Here is an 18469-nt window from a genome sequence, read left to right on the forward strand (position 1 = left end):
GTTTTTGCGTTTGTGCGAAGGTAGCGAATTACCAAAACTGTGATAATAGTCTGAATCAGAGATAGACTATCATAATAAATGAGATAATAAATGAAACAACTCCATGATCTCGAGGCGTACGTCGCGATCGTCGAATACCATAGCCTGACTGCAGCAGCCCGCGAGCTTGGAAAACCTCTTCAATCTATCAGCCGTTCATTGGCTGCATTGGAGCAGGAGGTGGGGGTGGTGCTAATTCATCGGTCCACGAGGCGTTTGGTACCGAGCGAAGCGGGCGATGCGTTCTATCGCAGGATCAAGCCAGCCGTTGAGGCAATAAGGGAGGGCGTGCTCGAAGCAACCGACCGCCGGCTTGAGCCGAAGGGACTGTTGCGGATAGGTGCGCCCGTCCTGTTCGGGCCGGACTTTATTGTTCCAATGATTGCGGACTATATGCGGCGGTTTCGGGATGTGGATGTAGATCTTCAGCTCTCCGACCGTTTCGTCGATCTTAGTGATGAACGCCTCGATCTCGTTGTCCGAATTGGCGATCTGCCAGATTCAAGTCTTCAGGCCAAACGACTGGGTGCTTTGCGACGTGTCGTATTCGCATCACCTGGCTATCTCTTGGCACGGGGCCGGCCAGCTTCGCCGAAAGATCTCGCGGCCCACGATTGCCTTGTGCGTACTGTTGATCGGAGTCCCGGTGAATGGGTCTTTCAGGATGACGGCAAGCGAAGGACGATAAAGGTAGGCGGATCATTCAAATCAAACTCCATGACCGCGCTTTATGCAGCCGCAGTCGCGGGTCTCGGTGTGGGTTACTCGCCCTTATGGCAGGTCAAACATCTTGTTGATGAGGGCAAACTCGAGGTCCTTCTGAAGGAATACGAGCCTGCACCGGTCCCGATTCATGCTCTTTGGCAGGAGAACAGATTGCCTCCGGCCAAGATCCGGAGCTTTTTGGACGTACTGAGCCAGAATCTACAGCTTGATAGTCTATAGGTGTTTGGTCCCGGCATTTGATGGATCGGATCGATGATGAATCGATCCGGCTCCAAAGTCCATTGTTTGCAGATGAACTCGTAAGGCGTGAGGCCGTTAAGCGTCTTGAGCCTGCGCCCGAAATTGTAGGCGTCGATAAAATCGGCCAGATGATTTTTCAATTGCGCATGATCGTCGTAGTGGAAGCGCTTGACGTTCAGCGGGAAATCGATCCACTGGATCGATTCCTGTTCCGCTTCACCTTCCTTGATCGTTCGGTTCATCCGCTCGACCTGTCCGTTGGTCCAGGGGTGTTTCACCTTGGTCAGGCGATGCTCGATGCTGTGATCGTCGCAGACCCAGTCGAAGATGTGCTCTAAGGCATTTCGATCACAAGCTCGGTTGGTGAACTGAATGCCATTGTCGGTCAAAACGATGTGAATGGTGTAAGGCACTGCCGCGATCAGATTGCGCAAGAACTGGGCAGCATTCATCTTGCCGGCTTTGGTATAGAGTTCTGCGAACGCGAACTTGGATGTTCGGTCAATTGCTACAAAGAGATAGAGCTTGCCCTCGGCCGTTCACCGTCCCATTGATCGCCACATGCGGCACGATCTTGCGAGCCTTCAACTCCTCGACGAAGGCTTCCGCGTCGTAGCCCTTGTCGGCGCCCAGCGTCGCCCCTTCGCCAAGGCCCTCGCTCAGTGCGCTCGCCGCATCCCGCTCGCCCGTGCCGGTCGCATGCGTCACCGCGCCGTCGACCACAAGCCCGTTGCGGTTCTCCATCAGTGCGTGCCCCAGATAGGCTAAGCGGCTCTCCTGGCCATTGCCCTTGCGGTACAGACGCGCATCCGGGTCCGTCGTCGAGGCATGCGTCTTGTTCGAGCGCTTCTCCTTGCGAAAGTTGCGCTCGCCGTTGCGGCCATCCTCCGGCGGCTCATCCGAACCGTCCTTGGCCCGGAAGCTCTTCATCGAGGCAAACGCCTTCAGCATCGTGCCGTCGACCGAAAAATGCTCCGCACTCAACAGCCGCTTGACCGCAGGCTGCGAAAGCAACGCCGACAGGAAACCCTGGGCAACCTCCGTCGTCAGCAGCCGGTCCCGGTTCTTCGAAAACGACGAGGCATCCCAGACCGCATCGTCGATGCCAAGCCCGACGAACCAGCGGAACAGCAGGTCGAACTCCAGCCGTTCCATCAGTTGACGCTCCGAGCGGATCGAATAGAGCATCTGCAGCAGCACCGCCCGCAGCATCCGCTCCGGCGCAATCGACGGCCGACCGGTGTTGGCATACAGCGCTGCAAACGATCCATCCAACGCCACAAACGAGGTGTTCACAAGTTCGCGCATCGCCCGAAGCGGATGCCGGGCCGGAACCCGTGCCTCAAGGTCGACATACGAAAACAGCGACCCCGTCCGATCATCCCCGCCGCGCATCCAAATTCCCTCGAAATCACTTGCAAGATGGAATCATGTGTCCAGCCCAAAAGCCAGTGGGTTTTTCAGCAGCCTGCTAGTGGTCGTGGGTACTGAGAGCTGACGCGGCCGGTAGCGCGATCGCGGTCGCGGAATATTCGCACCCTAGCAGCACGGGCCAATCGATCATCCCGCAACTGCAACAGGTTTGGCGGATTTCAATCCTCCGATGTGATTCGGTCGATCGCATCCTTGCATGCAGCCTTGATCAGGAGGACAACCGCCTCTTGGGATCGTCCCACCCCCAGCATTCGAACTATTGCGAAGCTCGTAAAAGCAAAGATTAGATGCGACAGCATCGCGTTGGCTGATTGAAAACGCCTTGCCCTTTGTTATTCGCCCAACCAGCACTTCGATGGTTTGCCGCCGGCGCTCGTTTCGCTCGATCAATGCCTGCGCGAATTCGGCGTCGAGCACCATTGCATCATGCAACCGACCGACGGCCGTTCCAGAAATTGCAGAAGATTTCGATCAAATGATCGAGTCCCGCTTGGGCATTCGGCATCGCCATCGCCTGGGCGATCCGCGTAAGGCCACCCTGAAGCGCAATCTCATCGAAAACGGTTTCAAGCAGTCCTCGCCGTGATCCGAACTGATTGTAGACGGCTGACGGGGCTTCTGACCATTCCGCCCATGCTACTCCAACCTGAAGCCCGTGGTCGTCTCAACGGGGTATATGGGGATTCATGTTTCTCGGCGGATCTCTTGCGGAATGGTACTAATGCCGCCCGCGCGGCGGCCTCGTTCCGGGCTTCTTGCGGACCTGGCCCCTGTCGCGGCGGCCCGCTTTGTGGAAGGAGCGCACCGCCGTCGGCATTTCGCGCCCTTCGCTGACCATTTCGAAACGCAGCGCGCCGGCGAGCGGAATCGCTTCGGCAAGCTTCACCGTGACGCTGTCGCCAAGGCGATAGCCAAGCCCTGTCCGTTCACCGGAGAGCGCCTGATGCGCCTCATCATAGATGAAATAATCGGTTCCAAGCGTCGATATGGGCACGAAACCGTCGGCGCCATAGTCCGGCAGAACGACAAAAAGCCCCGATTTCGTCACACCCGAGACGCGGCCGGCAAACTCCTCGCCGACGCGGCCGCTGAGATGGTGGGCGATCAGCCGGTCGACCGTCTCACGCTCGGCCGCCATGGCGCGGCGCTCGAAGGTCGAGATTTCGGCGGCGATATCGTCGAGAGCCGCCTCTTCCTCGGGCGTGATGCCCCCTTCACCGAAGCCCAGCGAGCCGACGAGGGCGCGATGCACGATGAGATCGGCGTAACGGCGGATCGGTGAGGTGAAATGCGCGTATTTCATCAGGTTGAGGCCGAAGTGGCCGATATTCTCCGGGCCGTAGATCGCCTGGCTCTGCGAACGCAGCACCATCTCGCTGACCATGGTCTGGTGCGGCGTGCCGTCCGCTTTCGCCAGGATGCCGTTGAAGTTGTTGGCGCGCATGTTGCCGCCCTTGGCAAGCGGGATGCCGAGCGTCGCCAGGAACTCGCGCAGGATTTCCTGCTTGGCAAGCGTCGGGCCGTCATGGATGCGGTAGATCAGCGGCTGACGTGCCTTTTCCAGCGTCTCGGCGGCGCAGACGTTCGCCTGGATCATCATCTCTTCGATCAGCTTGTGCGCCTCAAGGCGCGGCGGCACGACGACCCGGTCGACGGTGCCGTCGGGCTTCAGCTGGATCTTGCGCTCCGGCATGTCGAGTTCCAGCGGCTGGCGCCGGTCGCGTCCGCGCTTCATAACCTCATAGGCGTGCCAGAGGGGCTTCAGGATCGGCTCGAGCATCGGTCCGGTCTGATCGTCCGGCTTGCCGTCGATCGCCGCCTGCGCCTGCTGGTAGGACAGCTTGGCCGCGCTCTTCATCATGATGCGATAGAAGGTGTGGCCGATCTTGCGGCCTTCTCCGGAAAAGCTCATGCGCACGGCAAGCGCCGGGCGGTCGACACCTTCCTTCAGCGAACACAGATCGTTGGAGATGCGCTCCGGCAGCATCGGCACGACCCGATCCGGGAAATAGACAGAGTTGCCGCGTTTCAGCGCCTCGCGGTCGAGCGCTGACTTGGAGCGGACATACCAGGAGACATCGGCAATCGCCACGGTGACGACGACGCCGCCGGGATTGTCGGGCGAGGGGTCGAGTTCGGCATAGACGGCGTCGTCATGGTCCTTGGCGTCGGCCGGGTCGATGGTGATCAGCGGCACGTCGCGCCAATCCTCGCGATGCGACATCGTGGCGGGTTTTGCTGCGTCCGCCTCGTCAACGACGGCTGGCGGGAACACATGCGGGATGCCATGCGCATGAATGGCGATCATCGAGATCGCCTTTTCCGAGCCGACGGAGCCGACGACGGAAAGCACCTTGGCGCGCGGCAGGCCGAGACGGCCGAGGCGGGCGATTTCGACTTCGACCAGGTCGCCGTCCGTGGCGCCGCCGGTGAAGTCTGGATCGATGACCATCTCCTCGCCACGCCGCTCGATCGGCAGCAGCCGGCCGCCGCCGCCAGGCGCCGTGCGGAAAACGCCCATCGAGGCGCCGCGGCGCTTGTCGATCACTTTGATGATCCGCGCCGTATAGGCCGGCCCGCCGCGATCGGCGGCCGGGAAGATCTTCGCCAGGATGCGGTCGCCGAGGCCGGCGACGGGCGCCTTGCCCTTGCCCTGGCGGCCAGCAGGCGATTGTTGGCGGATGGCGACGGCAGGTGCGACACCCTGGTCTTCCGGCCATTCCGCCGGCCGGCCGATCAGATCGCCATCCTTGTCGCGCGTGGTGATATCGAGGACAGTGACCGGCGGCAGCGCGCCGGGACGGATCAGCGACTTGCGGTTCTTCTGCAGCAGGCCTTCCTGCTCAAGCTCCTGCAGAAGGTGCTTGAGCTCGACGCGGTTGTCGCCCTTCAGGCCGAAGGCCCTGGCGAGTTCCCGTTTGGAGGCCTTCTGCGGATGATCGGCGATGAAGCGCAGGATCACCTCGCGCGAGGGCAGCGCGCCGTGGACGATGTTCAGCGGCTCGACCGCGGAAGCATCCTTGCCGGCACGACCGATCTTGCCAGGGCGCGTTCCCGCAGGGTTCGTTCTGTCGCGCGGTATTCTGCTCACGTCAGCTCTTTTTCGATTTCGCGGGCGCCTTCGCCTTTGTTGTCTTCGGCTTGGCCGCCGTCTTGGTGGTCTTGGCTTCGGCGGCCGCCGCCTTCGGCTTGGCTTTCGCCTTGATGGTTTTGCCAGCAGGCGCCTTGCCGGCCTTCTCGGCGATCAGCACGAGCGCCTCCTCGACGGTGATCGCCTGCGGATCCTTGCCCTTCGGCAGGGTGGCATTGACCTTGCCCCAGTTGACGTAAGGGCCGTACTTGCCGTCGCGAACGGTGATCGCGCCGCCGTCGGGATGGTCGCCGAGTGTCTTCAACGCCGCCGGCGTACCGCGCGAACCCCGGCCTGGCGGCTGGTTCGCCTTTTCGGCAATGACAGTCACGGCGCGGTTGAGGCCGACTGAGAACACGTCCTCGATGGTTTCCAGGTTGGCATAGGAGCCGTCATGCAGCAGGAACGGCCCATAGCGGCCGATGCCCGACGAGATCATCTTGCCGGATTCCGGATGTTTGCCGATATCGCGCGGCAGCGAAATCAGAGCCATCGCCTTTTCATAGTCGATGTCTTCGGGCTTCCAACCCTTCGGCAGCGAAGCGCGCTTTGCTTCCTTGCCGTCGCCGCGCTGAATATAGGGGCCGAAGCGGCCGGAACGCAGCGTCAGCTCCTCGCCGGTCGTCGGATCGGTGCCGAGGTTCTTCGGCTCGTTCAATCCGGCACCATCCGCTTCCCCGCCGTTTTCAGAAGAGAGCTGGCGGGTGTAGTTGCATTCCGGATAGTTCGAGCAGCCGACGAAGGCGCCATATTTGCCGAGCTTCAGCGACAGGTTGCCGGTGCCGCAGACCTGACAGATCCTGGGATCGCTGCCGTCCTCCCTTTTCGGGAAGACCAGGGGTGCCAGCGACTCGTTCAGCGAATCCAGCACATTGGTGACGCGCAATTCCTTGGTGTCTTCGATCTGCGCGAAGAAATCCTTCCAGAAATCGCGCAGCACCTGCTTCCAGTTCAGCTCGCCGGCGGAAATCCGGTCGAGCTTTTCCTCGAGATCGGCGGTGAAGTCGTATTCGACATATTTGGTAAAGAAGCTTTCGAGGAAAGCCGTCACCAGCCGGCCCTTGGCCTGCGGGATCAGCTTGCGCTTGTCGATCGTCACATAGTCGCGATCGCGCAATGTCGCCAGCGTCGCCGCATAGGTGGACGGGCGGCCGATGCCGAGCTCTTCCATCTTCTTGATCAGCGAAGCTTCCGAGTAGCGCGGCGGCGGCTCGGTGAAATGCTGGGTCGAATTGATCTTCTGCTTGGCGAGCGTCTCGCGCGCATTGATCTCCGGCAGGCGGCCATCCTCATCGCCGTCGTCGCTCTGTTCGCCGTCTTCCTTCTGGTCGGTATAGGCGGCGATGAAACCATCGAAGCGGATGACCGAACCGACGGCGCGCAGGCCGGCCTTCTCGCCCTTGTTGTCGGCGGTGATTTCAGCCGTCGTGCGTTCGATCTCGGCCGAGGCCATCTGGCTGGCGATGCCGCGCTTCCAGATCAGGTCGTAGAGCCGGATCTGGTCGGCATCGAGGAATTGGCGCACGCGGTCGGGTGACCGGTAGAAATCGGTCGGACGGATCGCCTCATGCGCTTCCTGGGCGTTCTTGGCCTTGGTGGAATAGAAGCGCGGCTTCTCAGGCATGTAGCGCTCGCCGAACTGGTCGACGATGGCGCTGCGCGCCGCATCGATCGCTTCCGGTGCCATCTGCACGCCGTCGGTTCGCATATAGGTGATCAGACCGACCGTCTCGCCGCCGATATCGACGCCCTCATAAAGCTTCTGAGCGATCTGCATGGTGCGCGAGGCGGAGAAGCCGAGATTGGAGGAAGCGGCCTGCTGCAGCGTCGAGGTCGTAAACGGCGGTCCCGGGTTGCGCTTGACCGGCTTGGCCTCGACCGTGTCGACGACATAGCTCGCACCGTCGAGCAACGCCTTCAGCCGGCCTGCATCCTCGCCGTTGCCGATCGCGCGCGGCTGCAGCCGTTTGCCGTTCGCCGAAACCAGCCTTGCCTCGAACTCGTCGCCGCGCGGTGTCTTCAGAAGCGCCGAGATGTTCCAGTATTCTTCCGAAATGAAGCGCTCGATCTCGGATTCGCGGTCGCAGACCAAGCGAAGTGACACAGACTGGACACGGCCGGCCGAACGTGCGCCGGGCAGCTTGCGCCACAGGACCGGCGAAAGATTGAAGCCGACGAGATAGTCGAGTGCGCGGCGCGCGAGATAGGCGTCGACCAGCGGCACGTCGATGTCGCGCGGATCGGCCATCGCGTCGAGCACCGCCTTCTTGGTGATGGCGTTGAAGACGACGCGCTTGACCGGCTTGCCGTTCAGCACGCGCTTCTTGTTCAGCATGTCGAGAACGTGCCAGGAAATCGCTTCGCCTTCGCGATCCGGGTCGGTCGCGAGAAAAAGGCCGTCGGAGGATTTCACCGCGTCGGCAATGTCCTTCATCCGCTTGGCCGAGGCGCTATCGACCTCCCAAAGCATTTCGAAATCCTGATCGGGGAGGACCGAGCCATCCTTGGCAGGCAGATCGCGCACATGGCCGAAGGAGGCGAGCACTTTGTATCCCGGACCCAGATACTTGTTGATCGTCTTGGCCTTGGCAGGCGATTCCACCACTACAACATTCATGATGATTCTCTAAAAAGGAAACGACGCCAGCATTGAAGCCAGCGCAACACACACCGCAACATGGATGCCCGGCCCTCCGACATGGACAGGGAAATCGCCGCGGTCAAGGGGTTTGGTACAATTTTACGTCTTGCGTCTGTTGCAGCCGAAAGAGGATCGTCGGAAAAATACACCTTGAGATAGGTTGCCGATCATTTTCGGCATGGTTCGCCATTCTCAGCGCCGCGCCGAGATATCGCGCGAAATTCAATCGGCAAGCGAGACGAGACCGCCCTGATGCCGATGCAGCCTGCTTGAGATGTCGAGCTCCAGAAGGATGAGATAGACCGCGGATGCTGACAGACCGGTATGGCGGATGACGTCGTCGATCTCGACCGGGGTTGGTCCGAGCGCATCGATGATGCGAGCCCGGTCTGAATCGCCGGGCGGCATCGTCATCGCCTTGCCGTCACGTGCCGGTTGCTCGGCCATCGATGACGGGAACAGCTCGAATTGCGTAGGCGGCGCCAAAGCCTCGACGACATCGGCAGGTGTGGTGACGATCGAAGCGCCGTCCTTCAGCAGGCCGTTGCTGCCGTGGCAGCGCGGATCGAGCGGTGAGCCGGGCACGGCAAACACCAGGCGGCCGAACTCGCCGGCAAGCCGTGCGGTGATCAGCGAGCCTGAGCGCGTTGCCGCTTCGACGACCACAAGGCCGAGCGCGATGCCGGCGATCAGCCGGTTTCGGCGCGGGAAATCGCGGGCGCGCGGTTCCCAGCCGAAGGGCATCTCGCTCACCGCCAGGCCGTTGCCACCGGTTATTTCCTCGAGCAGGCCGATATTCTCCGGTGGGTAAGGCTGGTCGAGACCGCCGGCAAGCGCTGCGATCGTGCCCGTGTCGAGGCTTGCCCGATGCGCTGCCGTGTCGATGCCGCGGGCCAGGCCGGAGACCACGGTATAACCGGCCCGGCCGCAGTCGCGCGCCACCATCGCCGCGAATTTCGCGCCGGCGATCGAGGCGTTGCGCGAGCCGACAATGCCGACGGCCGGTCGTTTGGCGGCGGTAAGAGCGCCCTTGACGGCAAGCAGCGGTGGCGCGCCGTCGATCTGCTTCAGGGCCTGCGGATAGTCCGGCTCGCCGATGCCGACGAAGCGGGCGCCGAAACGGCGAGCCGCCTCCAGTTCCCGATGTGCCTCAGCCTCGCTGGCGATGCGGATTGCCCGCGTCGCGCCGCCGCGCGCCGAAAGCTCCGGCAGTGCTGCGAGCGCTGCCTCGGCCGATCCGAAATGATTGATCAGGTCGCGAAAGGTGGCCGGGCCGATATTGTCGGAACGGATGAGGCGCAGCCAGGCGATGCGTTGCCGTTCGCTCAGCGCGACGCCTTTTGATCCCGCGCCCGGCGCATCCATTATCCCTTTGCTCCGATCTTGCTTTCCGTGCCGTCCATCAGGCGGGAAATATTGGCCCTGTGCTTCCAGTAGGAGATCAGCGTCATGATCGCCATGACAGCAGCAACCTTTTCGTTACCCAGTATCCATAGCGCAACCGGAATGACAAGCATGGCAACCAGCGCCGATAGCGACGAGTAGCGGCTGGTGAAGGCGACCGCCAGCCAGACGGCGGCGAAGAGCACGACCATGATCGGCGCGACGCCGAGCAGGGTGCCGATATAGGTGGCGACACCCTTGCCGCCCTTGAAGGCGATCCAGACCGGGAAGAGATGGCCGATGAAGGCGAAAAAGCCGGCGATGATCGCCGCCTCCTCGCCGAGGAAATAACCGACAACCCAGGCCGCTGCCGCCGCCTTCAGCGCATCGAGCAGCAGTGTCGCAGCCGCGAGCTTGCGGTTTCCTGTTCTCAGCACGTTGGTCGCGCCGATATTGCCGGAGCCAATGCTGCGCACGTCGCCGAGGCCGGCGGCACGCGTGAGGATCAGGCCGAAGGGAATCGAGCCGAAGAGGTAGCCGATGATGGCGGCGGCAAGCGCGATCGGCAGCGTAATCTGCCATGACATGAGATTGGATAACATATGCCGCCTCAGCCCCTCCGTGGCCTATCCCCAGTATGCCGTTTCTTAAGTCCAGCCGGTTCTTAAAGTGCGTGGACAAGCTTTCCCGAGACATAAGTCGCGACGGCCCGCCCGCTGAAGCGCGCATCTTCGAACGGCGTATTCTTCGAGCGGGAGAGAAGCATGTCTTTGGCGACAAGCCAAGGCTCATCGAGATCGATCAGCGCGATATCGGCCGCAGCACCCGGTTTCAGCGTGCCGGCGGCGAGGCCGAAGATTTGTGCGGGGCGGGTGGACATGGCGTCGATCAGGCGCATCAGGCTCACCTGACCGCCATGGTGGAGCCTGAGAGCCGCCGCCAGCATGGTTTCAAGGCCGATCGCGCCGTCCGCCGCCTCGCCGAAGGGCAGGCGCTTCGTATCGACGTCCTGCGGGTCGTGCGAGGAGACGATGATGTCGATCGCGCCGTTCGCAAGCGCCTCGACCATGGCGACCCGGTCGTCTTCCGGGCGCAGCGGCGGATAGAGCTTGAAGAAGCTGCGGTATTCGCCGATGTCGTTTTCGTTGAGCGCCAGATTGTTGATCGATATGCCTGAGGTCACCTTGGCGCCGCGGCTGCGGGCGCGTTCGATAGCCTCGACCGAGGCCGGCACCGAGATCATCGCGGCGTGATAGTGGCCGCGCGTCAGTTCTGCGATCCTGAGATCGCGTTCGAGCGGGATCAGTTCGGCTTCCCTTGGAATGCCGGAGAGCCCGAGCCAGCTGGCGAAAAGCCCTTCATGCATGACGCCGTTCGCGCCGAGATATTTGTCGCGGGTTTCGCAGGAGATGACGGCGCCGAATTCACGCGCATAGGTCATGATCCGGCGCAGCACCTGCGTGTCGTGCACGCTCGAATGGGCATCGGTGAAGGCGACGGCGCCCGCCTGCATCAACAGGCCGATCTCCGTCATCTCCGCGCCGGCAAGGCCCTTGGTGATAGCGGCTGCCGGATAGACGTTGACGGCGGCGGTATCGCGGGCCGTCTTCTTGACGAATTCGACGAGCGCAATGTCGTCGATGACAGGATCGGTGTCCGGCATCATGATGATCGAGGTGACGCCGCCGGCTGCTGCCGCCCGACTTGCCGAGGCGATGGTCTCGCGATGTTCGCCGCCGGGTTCGCCGATATGGACGCGCGCATCGACGAGACCGGGGGCCGCGACAAGGCCGGCGCAGTCGCGGATGGTCGCACCCTCCGGCGCGCCCTGGTTCTGTGCCGCGGAACCGGCAGCAACGATCACACCGTTTTCGACGATGATCGTGCCAACGTCGTCAAGATTGCGCGACGGATCGATGATGCGGACGTTTTTGAGGACGATCGGGTTGCTCATGCCATCATTCCATCGCTTCGGGGACCCTGGTTCTGCGAGACGAGCAGCGTCTCCATCACCGCCATGCGCACCGCGACCCCCATTTCCACCTGTTCGGCGATCACGCTCTGCGGCCCGTCCGCCACCTCGGAGGCGATCTCGACGCCGCGGTTCATCGGACCGGGATGCATGACCAGCGCATCCTCCTTCGCCGACTTCAGCGTTTCGGCGTCGAGCCCGTAGAAATGATAGTATTCGCGCACCGAAGGCACAAAGGCGCCGGACATGCGTTCGCGCTGCAGCCGCAGCATCATCACCACGTCGGCGTCCTTCAGCCCTTCCTTCATCGAATGGAAGACCTCGACGCCCATTTCGGCGATGCCGGCGGGCAGCAGGGTCGCGGGCGCGACGACGCGCACGCGGGCGCCCATCGCATTGAGCAGCAGGATATTGGAGCGCGCCACCCGCGAATGCAGCACGTCGCCGCAGATCGCCACGATGATGCGCGAGAGCTTGCCCTTGGCGCGGCGGATCGTCAGCGCGTCGAGCAGCGCCTGGGTCGGATGTTCGTGCTGCCCGTCGCCGGCATTGACGACGGAGCAGGAGACCTTCTGGGCGAGAAGGGCGGCAGCACCGGCGCTCGAATGGCGGATAACAAGCACATCGGGGCGCATCGCATTCAGCGTCATCGCCGTGTCGATCAGCGTTTCGCCCTTCTTCACCGAGGAGTTGCCGACCGACATGTTCATGACGTCGGCGCCGAGCCGCTTGCCGGCCAGCTCGAAGGAGGCCTGCGTGCGGGTCGATGCCTCGAAGAACAGGTTGATCTGCGTCAGCCCGCGCAACGTCGACGTCTTCTTCTCTCGCTGGCGGCTGATCTTGACGGCCTCGTCGGCCTTGTCGAGCAGATAGGTGATATCCTGCTCGGTGAGGCCCTTGATGCCGATGAGGTGGCGGTGGGGAAAAAAGACCATGACCCTGCCTCTTGCTGTCTCTGGCGGGTCTATAAAGAGTGATGCCCGCCGGGGCAAGCATGCGCTGTGGGCAAAGGCTTATGTCCCCATGCATTTTCGCCAAAATTCCGATAGAGCAGAATGAACCGAATCATAACTTCCGGTTTCCCTTTGCCGGGCTCTTACACTAGAAGCGAATTATGACCTCCGCCAACCGGACTGAAGAAAAACTCGCAGAACTCAATCAGCCGAGCCTGTGGTCCGGCATCAACGCCTATCGATCCGATCCGCTGATCGTCGATCTGACGGCAGCCCTGCCGCGCGGCATCCGCGAAGACCTGGAAAACATGGGCCGCTACGTCACCTCGCCGGAGGCGCAGGAGCTGGCGCGCATGGCGAACCAGGGTCCGCCGCAGCTGCGTACCCACGGTCCGCGCGGCGAGCGCCTCGACGTCGTCGAGTTCCATCCTGCTTGGCACGCGTTGATGCGCCGCTCCATGTCGGTCGGCCTGCATTCCTCGGTCTGGGATCCGCAGGCCGATAGCGAAGCCAAGGATGAGGCCCACAAGGTTCGCGCCGCCCGCTTCTATCTGTCGTCGCAGCTGGAATCCGGCCATCTCTGCCCGCTGACGATGACCAGCGCCTCGGTCGCCGCGCTCTCGGCCTCGCCGGCAATACAGAAGGATTGGGCCCCCAAAATCCTCTCGCGCAAATATGATTCGTCGAACAAGCCCGCCATGCAGAAGTCTGCCGTGACCATCGGCATGGGCATGACGGAAAAGCAGGGCGGCACGGATGTGCGCGCCAACCGCAGCGCTGCCGAAAAGGTCAGCGAGGGCATCTACCGGCTGTCCGGCCATAAATGGTTCATGTCGGCTCCGATGAGCGATGCCTTCATCATGCTGGCGCAGACGAAGGAGGGCATGGGCTGCTTCCTCGTGCCGCGCCTGCTGGAGGACGGTTCCGCCAACGGCCTGCAGTTCCAGCGGCTGAAGGACAAGGTCGGCAACCGCTCAAACGCCTCTGCCGAAGTGGAGTTCACCGACACGTTCGGTTTCCTGCTCGGCGGCCCGGATGCCGGCATCCGCACCATTCTCGACATGGTGACACTGACGCGGCTCGACTGCGCGCTGGCCTCATCCGGCATGATGCGCGCCTCACTGGCCGAAGCCGTACACCACACCCGCGGCCGCAGCGTCTTCGGCAAGATGCTCGTCAACCAGCCGATCATGACGCGCGTACTGGCCGACATGGCGCTCGATGTCGCCGCCGCGACGGCACTGTCCTTCCGTCTTGCCGATGCCTTCGACAAGGCGCGCGGCAATGCCGAGCAAGCGGCCTATGCCCGCGTCATGACGCCGGTCGCCAAATACTGGTGCTGCAAGATCGCGCCGGCGCTGATCTACGAGGCGATGGAATGCATCGGTGGCAACGGCTATATCGAAGAACGCCCGATCGCCCGCCACTACCGCGAGGCTCCGGTCAACGCCATCTGGGAAGGCTCCGGCAACGTCATGGCGCTCGACGTGCTGCGCGTGCTCAACCGTGGCAAGGATCTGTTCGAAACGGTGTTCGCCGGCCTTGCCCGCGATCTCGGCCCGGCCGGCAAGAAGACGATCGACGTGCTACGCGCCGCTGTCGCGCTCTGTGAACAGGATGAGGGCGCCGCGCGCTTGCTCGTCGAGCAGCTGGCGCTCGCCGCCGGTGCCGCCGAACTCTATCGGCTCGGGGCAGGGCGCATTGCCGATGCCTTCATCGAGACGCGCCTTGCCGGCGGCTGGCGCTCCACCTACGGCATGCTCGATTCTCGCTTCGACGCCAGCTACATCGTCGATCTGCTCTATCCGCCGGCGGCCTGACCGTAGCGGACGATGATCGCTCTTCGCCGGCATCGAGCAGCGATATCGAAGAGATTCGCGCCGACGGCTGCCCCTCACCATAACCCTCTCCCCGTAAACGGGGCGAGGGCACGTGCCTTGCAAGAGCGAGGTGGGAACGGAGAGGGCGCGGCATGTCCCTTCGCCCCGTTTACGGGGGGCCGCAGGACGGGTCGAGACCCGTGGCTCGACCCCGGTCGGTGCCGGCAGGCGGATGAGGGGCCGGCATCGGCGATCTCCCGGACCGGGTTGGCCGCACTTATCCCGCGCAGACGCACGATCCAAGACCGAACTGTGGACGACAATCACCGTCTTCCGTTCGGCTGGTCGCAACGTATCTCTTCCATGTCGCCTTCCCAGCCTATCCCTGCGAGGTCTGTGTTCGCATTTTTCCGGCGGCGCCTCTCGATCAGGCTTCGTAAAGCCTGTTCGACGGCGGCCTCTTTTGTCGCCAATCCCGTGACGATCATTGCTGCGTCGAGCAAGCCATCATCGATATCGATCGTCGTCCGCATGACCACCTCGAGTGTGCCAATGGGTGAAGGTACACGCCCAGCCCTCAGGGTTCGACTTGCTGAAGAAGCATCGCCACAAACAAAAATCCGGCCGCGTCGCCGCGGCCGGATTGATCATTTACGTCCGAAAATCAGCGTTCAAAAGAAGCCACGGCGCTGCCACCAGCCGGCCTTCTTCGGCTTGCCGTCGTCAGCTTCGCCATTCTCGACGCGGGTGGATTTCACAGTCGGTTCGGAGGAGGTGATATTGGATTCGCGGTTGGCGCGAACCGGCTTTGCCTCTTCCTTGACCTCTTCCTGAACGGGTGTTCCGAGATCGGCGGTGGCTTCAACCAACTCCGGTTCGGCCTCGGCCGCAGGTGCCGTCTCTGCCACCGGTTCCTCGACCGGCACTGCGGCCGGTTTGCGGCGGCCGCGGCTGCGGGCGGGCTTTACATCCTCGGCTATCACAGGTGCGCTTTCGACGGCTGCCATCGCGGCCTGGCCTTCGCCGGCATCGGCAACTGCTTCGATAGTTTCGGCGACGACTTCGCTCGGAGCGCTGTCGTTCGAAACGTCGTCGCCTTCGTCCTCGCCATTGTCCTCACCAGCTTCGCTGGCCGTCAGTTCGGAGCCATCCTCGGCCCGATTGCGGCGACCGCCACGCTTGCCGCGACGGCGCCGCTTGCGGCGCTGCGATTCCTCGCTTTCAGCCAGCGTCTCGGACGTGGATTCGGCGGTTTCAACGCCTTCACCGCCCTCGTCGTCACCGTCCTCATCTTCGTCGCCGGCTTCGCCAGCGGCAGACGTCGGATGCTCGGCATTGCCGTTGCGGCCACGCCGACGCCGGCGGCGCTTGCGCTTGCGATTGCCGTCAGCTTCGCCTTCCGAGCGTGCTGCGACGGGTCGCTCGGCAGCGGCCGGCTTTTCCTCGAGCTCTTCGTCTTCGTCCTCATCCACTTCGATGACGATGTCGTCGTCGTCATCTTCAGGAATGGCTGCGAAGTTGAAGAGCGTTTCGATTTTGACCGGGTTTTCCACCGGATCGCCGCGATCGATCGCGAAATGCTGGGCGCCGACCGAACCGTCCGCATCGATGACGATAGCGACGCCGAAACGGTTTTCGTAATCGATGATCGTCTGGCGCTTGTGGTTGAGCAGGTAGAGCGCAATGTCAGGCGTGGTGCGCACGCTGATATTGTGCGTGGTATTCTTCAGCAGATATTCCTCGATACCGCGCAGGACATGCAGGGCGACGGAGGACTGCGAACGCACATGGCCGCTGCCGCCGCAATGCGAGCAGACCTGCGTGGTCGATTCGAGAACCGACGCGCGGATGCGCTGGCGCGACATTTCGAGCAGGCCGAAATGCGAGATCCGTCCGACCTGAATGCGGGCGCGGTCGTTCTTCAGGCATTCCTTCAGCTTCTTCTCGACAGCGCGGTTGTTGCGCTTCTCTTCCATGTCGATGAAGTCGATGACGATCAGGCCGGCAAGGTCGCGCAGGCGAAGCTGGCGAGCGACTTCGTCGGCAGCCTCGAGGTTCGTCTGCAGCGCGGTATCTTCGATCGAGTGTTCGCGGGTCGAGCGGCCGGAGTTGACGTCGATCGAGACCAGCGCTTCGGTCTGGTTCATGATCAGGTAGCCGCCGGACTTCAGGGTCACCTGCGGCTGCAGCATGCGGTCGAGCTGCGCTTCGATACCGGAACGCGAGAAGATCGGATGGATGTCGCGGTAGGGCTGAACCACCTTGGCATGGCTCGGCATCAGCATCTTCATGAAGTCTTTCGCTTCACGATAGCCTTCTTCGCCGGAGACGATGACTTCACTGATATCCTTGTTGTAAAGGTCGCGGATCGAGCGCTTGATCAGCGAACCTTCCTCGTAGACGAGGCAGGGAGCCGTGGACGCCAGCGTCAGTGTGCGGACGTTCTCCCAGAGGCGCATCAGATATTCGAAGTCGCGCTTGACCTCGACCTTGGTGCGGTTGGCGCCGGCGGTGCGAAGGATGACGCCCATACCCTGCGGCACTTCGAGCATGCGCGCGATTTCCTTCAGGCGCTTGCGGTCGGCAGGGTTGGTGATCTTGCGGGAAATGCCGCCGCCGCGCGCCGTGTTCGGCATCAGCACGGAATAGCGGCCGGCGAGCGAGAGATAGGTAGTAAGGGCTGCACCCTTGTTGCCGCGCTCTTCCTTGGCGACCTGCACGAGCAGGATCTGGCGGCGCTTGATGACTTCCTGGATGCGGTACTGCTTGCGCGGCTTGCGCTGCACCCGTTCCGGCACTTCTTCCATCGCGTCCTCGGCGCCGACGGATTCGATGATTTCCTCTTCGCCATGATCGTCATCGTCGTCGTCATCATCGTGGCGACGCTTGCCGCTATCGACGTCCTCGGAGATCGAGTCGGTTTCCACCATGGCCGCCATCGCGCCGCCGGTCGAACCGTCATCCTCGTTATCGACGCTCGAAGCGCCTTCGGCTTCGACGTCCGTGGGAACGGCGTCCTCGGTGGCGGTTGTCTCAGCAGCCGGTTCGGTCACCTTCTTGCGGCTGCGGCGCGGCCTGGCCTTCTTGGCCGGAGCTTCCTCGGCGGCCTCGGGCGATGCCGCGGCCTCCACCGCTGCCGGCTCGTCGGTTACGGCAGCCGTTTCCGGCGCCTCCGGCACGATGCCGACATCCGGCTGGTCCTGGGTCGAAAGATCGACCATCGGCGCGGTTTCGACATGCTCGACATCTTCGTCGCGGCGATGCTCCTCGGCTTCGGCCCGAAGCAGCGCCTGACGGTCGGCGAGCGGTATCTGATAATAGTCGGGATGGATTTCGGCGAAGGCCAGGAAGCCGTGCCGGTTGCCGCCGTAATCGACGAAGGCCGCTTGCAGCGAGGGCTCGACCCTCGTTACCTTTGCAAGATAGATGTTGCCGCGGATCTGCTTCTTGTGCTGAGACTCGAAGTCAAATTCTTCTATGCGGTTCCCGCGAACGACAACGACGCGCGTCTCTTCCTCGTGAGACGCATCGATAAGCATTTTGTCTGCCATGTAAGCTGTGCTCCTCGGCGTGGCCGCGAGAGCGCATTCCCGACTGCTGTTGAAACAGAAAGAATGCGGTCCGCAGTGGCCGCGCCGGATAATGAAAGTCGCGCCTGATGCGAGGGGGAGGGCAGCAGCCAGACCGCAGCCGGAACCATTTCGGTCCGGGGCCTGTACACTTCAGATAAAACCTGCTGCGAAACCATCAACAACCAAGCGTGATCGACAAATACGAAGACCCATTCGGGTCCGATGAGTTTGCTCCCTGAGAGCGTGGTGGCTGATCCACCAATGAATTCCGACAATGAGCCGGAAAATCAGGATCCAGTTCTAAGGATGAAGCGCATGAGACGGCGGACGATGACCGGTGTGGCGCCAGGTCCTGATCTGGCTGGCAGCCTCTGCGGCGACTCTATCCCGTCAACACTTTACCCTAAAATTCGTTGTAGGTTTTCCGTGTCACAATAGCAAGGGAAAAGCCAAATGTGCCATAATATTGATGGATTTCGTAACGCATAGAAGTTGGGGATAAAGTGATCGCGATTCGGCGGGCCGCAACGGGTGTTTCGTCTAGCGACGTTCGACGCGG

General features: G+C 62.3%; 11 protein-coding genes and 2 pseudogenes. 3 read left to right on the top strand and 10 right to left on the bottom strand.

Going from position 1 to position 18469, the window contains the following annotated elements:
• The first annotated feature begins 90 nt into the window (after positions 1 to 90).
• Positions 91 to 984: a LysR family transcriptional regulator gene (locus tag J3O30_RS08795; protein ID WP_207583815.1), complete on the top strand. Its 894-nt coding sequence runs from the start codon at positions 91 to 93 to the stop codon at positions 982 to 984.
• Here J3O30_RS08795 and J3O30_RS08800 read toward each other — a convergent pair.
• Both J3O30_RS08800 and J3O30_RS08805 read right to left on the bottom strand, forming a co-directional pair.
• Positions 891 to 1544 (bottom strand): annotated as a pseudogene (locus tag J3O30_RS08800) (DDE-type integrase/transposase/recombinase); the annotation flags it as partial. The gene J3O30_RS08795 and the pseudogene J3O30_RS08800 overlap by 94 nt on opposite strands.
• Positions 1537 to 2400 (bottom strand): annotated as a pseudogene (locus tag J3O30_RS08805) (IS5 family transposase); the annotation flags it as partial. The pseudogenes J3O30_RS08800 and J3O30_RS08805, both read right to left, overlap by 8 nt.
• 361 nt (positions 2401 to 2761) lie before the next feature.
• Here J3O30_RS08805 and J3O30_RS08810 point away from each other — a divergent pair.
• The gene (locus J3O30_RS08810) at positions 2762 to 3025 is read left to right on the top strand and encodes a hypothetical protein (RefSeq protein WP_207583816.1); all 264 of its coding nucleotides are present in this window, start codon (positions 2762 to 2764) and stop codon (positions 3023 to 3025) included.
• Positions 3026 to 3157: 132 nt separating this feature from the next.
• Here J3O30_RS08810 and rnr read toward each other — a convergent pair whose 3' ends face one another.
• The 6 genes from rnr to J3O30_RS08840 form a co-directional block, all read right to left on the bottom strand.
• Positions 3158 to 5530 (bottom strand): ribonuclease R, encoded by a 2373-nt coding sequence (rnr, locus tag J3O30_RS08815; protein WP_207583817.1) that lies wholly within the window; start codon positions 5528 to 5530, stop codon positions 3158 to 3160.
• Position 5531: 1 nt separating this feature from the next.
• On the bottom strand, positions 5532 to 8186 hold the full coding sequence (gene topA / locus J3O30_RS08820; protein ID WP_207583818.1) for a type I DNA topoisomerase: 2655 nt from the start codon (positions 8184 to 8186) through the stop codon (positions 5532 to 5534).
• 246 nt (positions 8187 to 8432) lie between these two features.
• Entirely contained in the window at positions 8433 to 9575 is a 1143-nt protein-coding gene (gene dprA / locus J3O30_RS08825; RefSeq protein WP_207583819.1) for a DNA-processing protein DprA, read from the bottom strand.
• Entirely contained in the window at positions 9575 to 10195 is a 621-nt protein-coding gene (plsY, locus tag J3O30_RS08830; protein ID WP_207583820.1) for a glycerol-3-phosphate 1-O-acyltransferase PlsY, read from the bottom strand. The genes dprA and plsY overlap by 1 nt, the downstream gene beginning before the upstream one ends.
• A gap of 62 nt (positions 10196 to 10257) precedes the next feature.
• On the bottom strand, positions 10258 to 11547 hold the full coding sequence (locus J3O30_RS08835; RefSeq protein ID WP_207583821.1) for a dihydroorotase: 1290 nt from the start codon (positions 11545 to 11547) through the stop codon (positions 10258 to 10260).
• Entirely contained in the window at positions 11544 to 12500 is a 957-nt protein-coding gene (locus J3O30_RS08840) for an aspartate carbamoyltransferase catalytic subunit (RefSeq protein WP_207583822.1), read from the bottom strand. Before J3O30_RS08840 ends, J3O30_RS08835 begins: the two co-directional genes overlap by 4 nt.
• Positions 12501 to 12679: 179 nt before the next feature.
• Between J3O30_RS08840 and J3O30_RS08845 the strand changes: the two genes are divergently transcribed.
• Positions 12680 to 14338, top strand: coding sequence for an acyl-CoA dehydrogenase family protein (locus J3O30_RS08845; RefSeq protein ID WP_207583823.1), 1659 nt, complete (start codon positions 12680 to 12682; stop codon positions 14336 to 14338).
• Between the two features lie 323 nt (positions 14339 to 14661).
• On the opposite strand, the gene J3O30_RS08850 is transcribed toward J3O30_RS08845, so the two are convergent.
• A complete protein-coding gene (locus tag J3O30_RS08850) occupies positions 14662 to 14871 on the bottom strand; it encodes a type II toxin-antitoxin system VapB family antitoxin (RefSeq protein ID WP_207583824.1) in 210 nt (69 codons plus the stop codon).
• A 138-nt stretch (positions 14872 to 15009) separates the two neighbouring features.
• Positions 15010 to 17889, bottom strand: a complete 2880-nt coding sequence (locus J3O30_RS08855) for a ribonuclease E/G (RefSeq protein WP_207583825.1) — start codon at positions 17887 to 17889, stop codon at positions 15010 to 15012.
• Positions 17890 to 18469 lie beyond the last annotated feature (580 nt).

Source organism: Rhizobium sp. NZLR1 (assembly GCF_017357385.1).
In the GTDB taxonomy this organism is placed as follows: domain Bacteria; phylum Pseudomonadota; class Alphaproteobacteria; order Rhizobiales; family Rhizobiaceae; genus Rhizobium.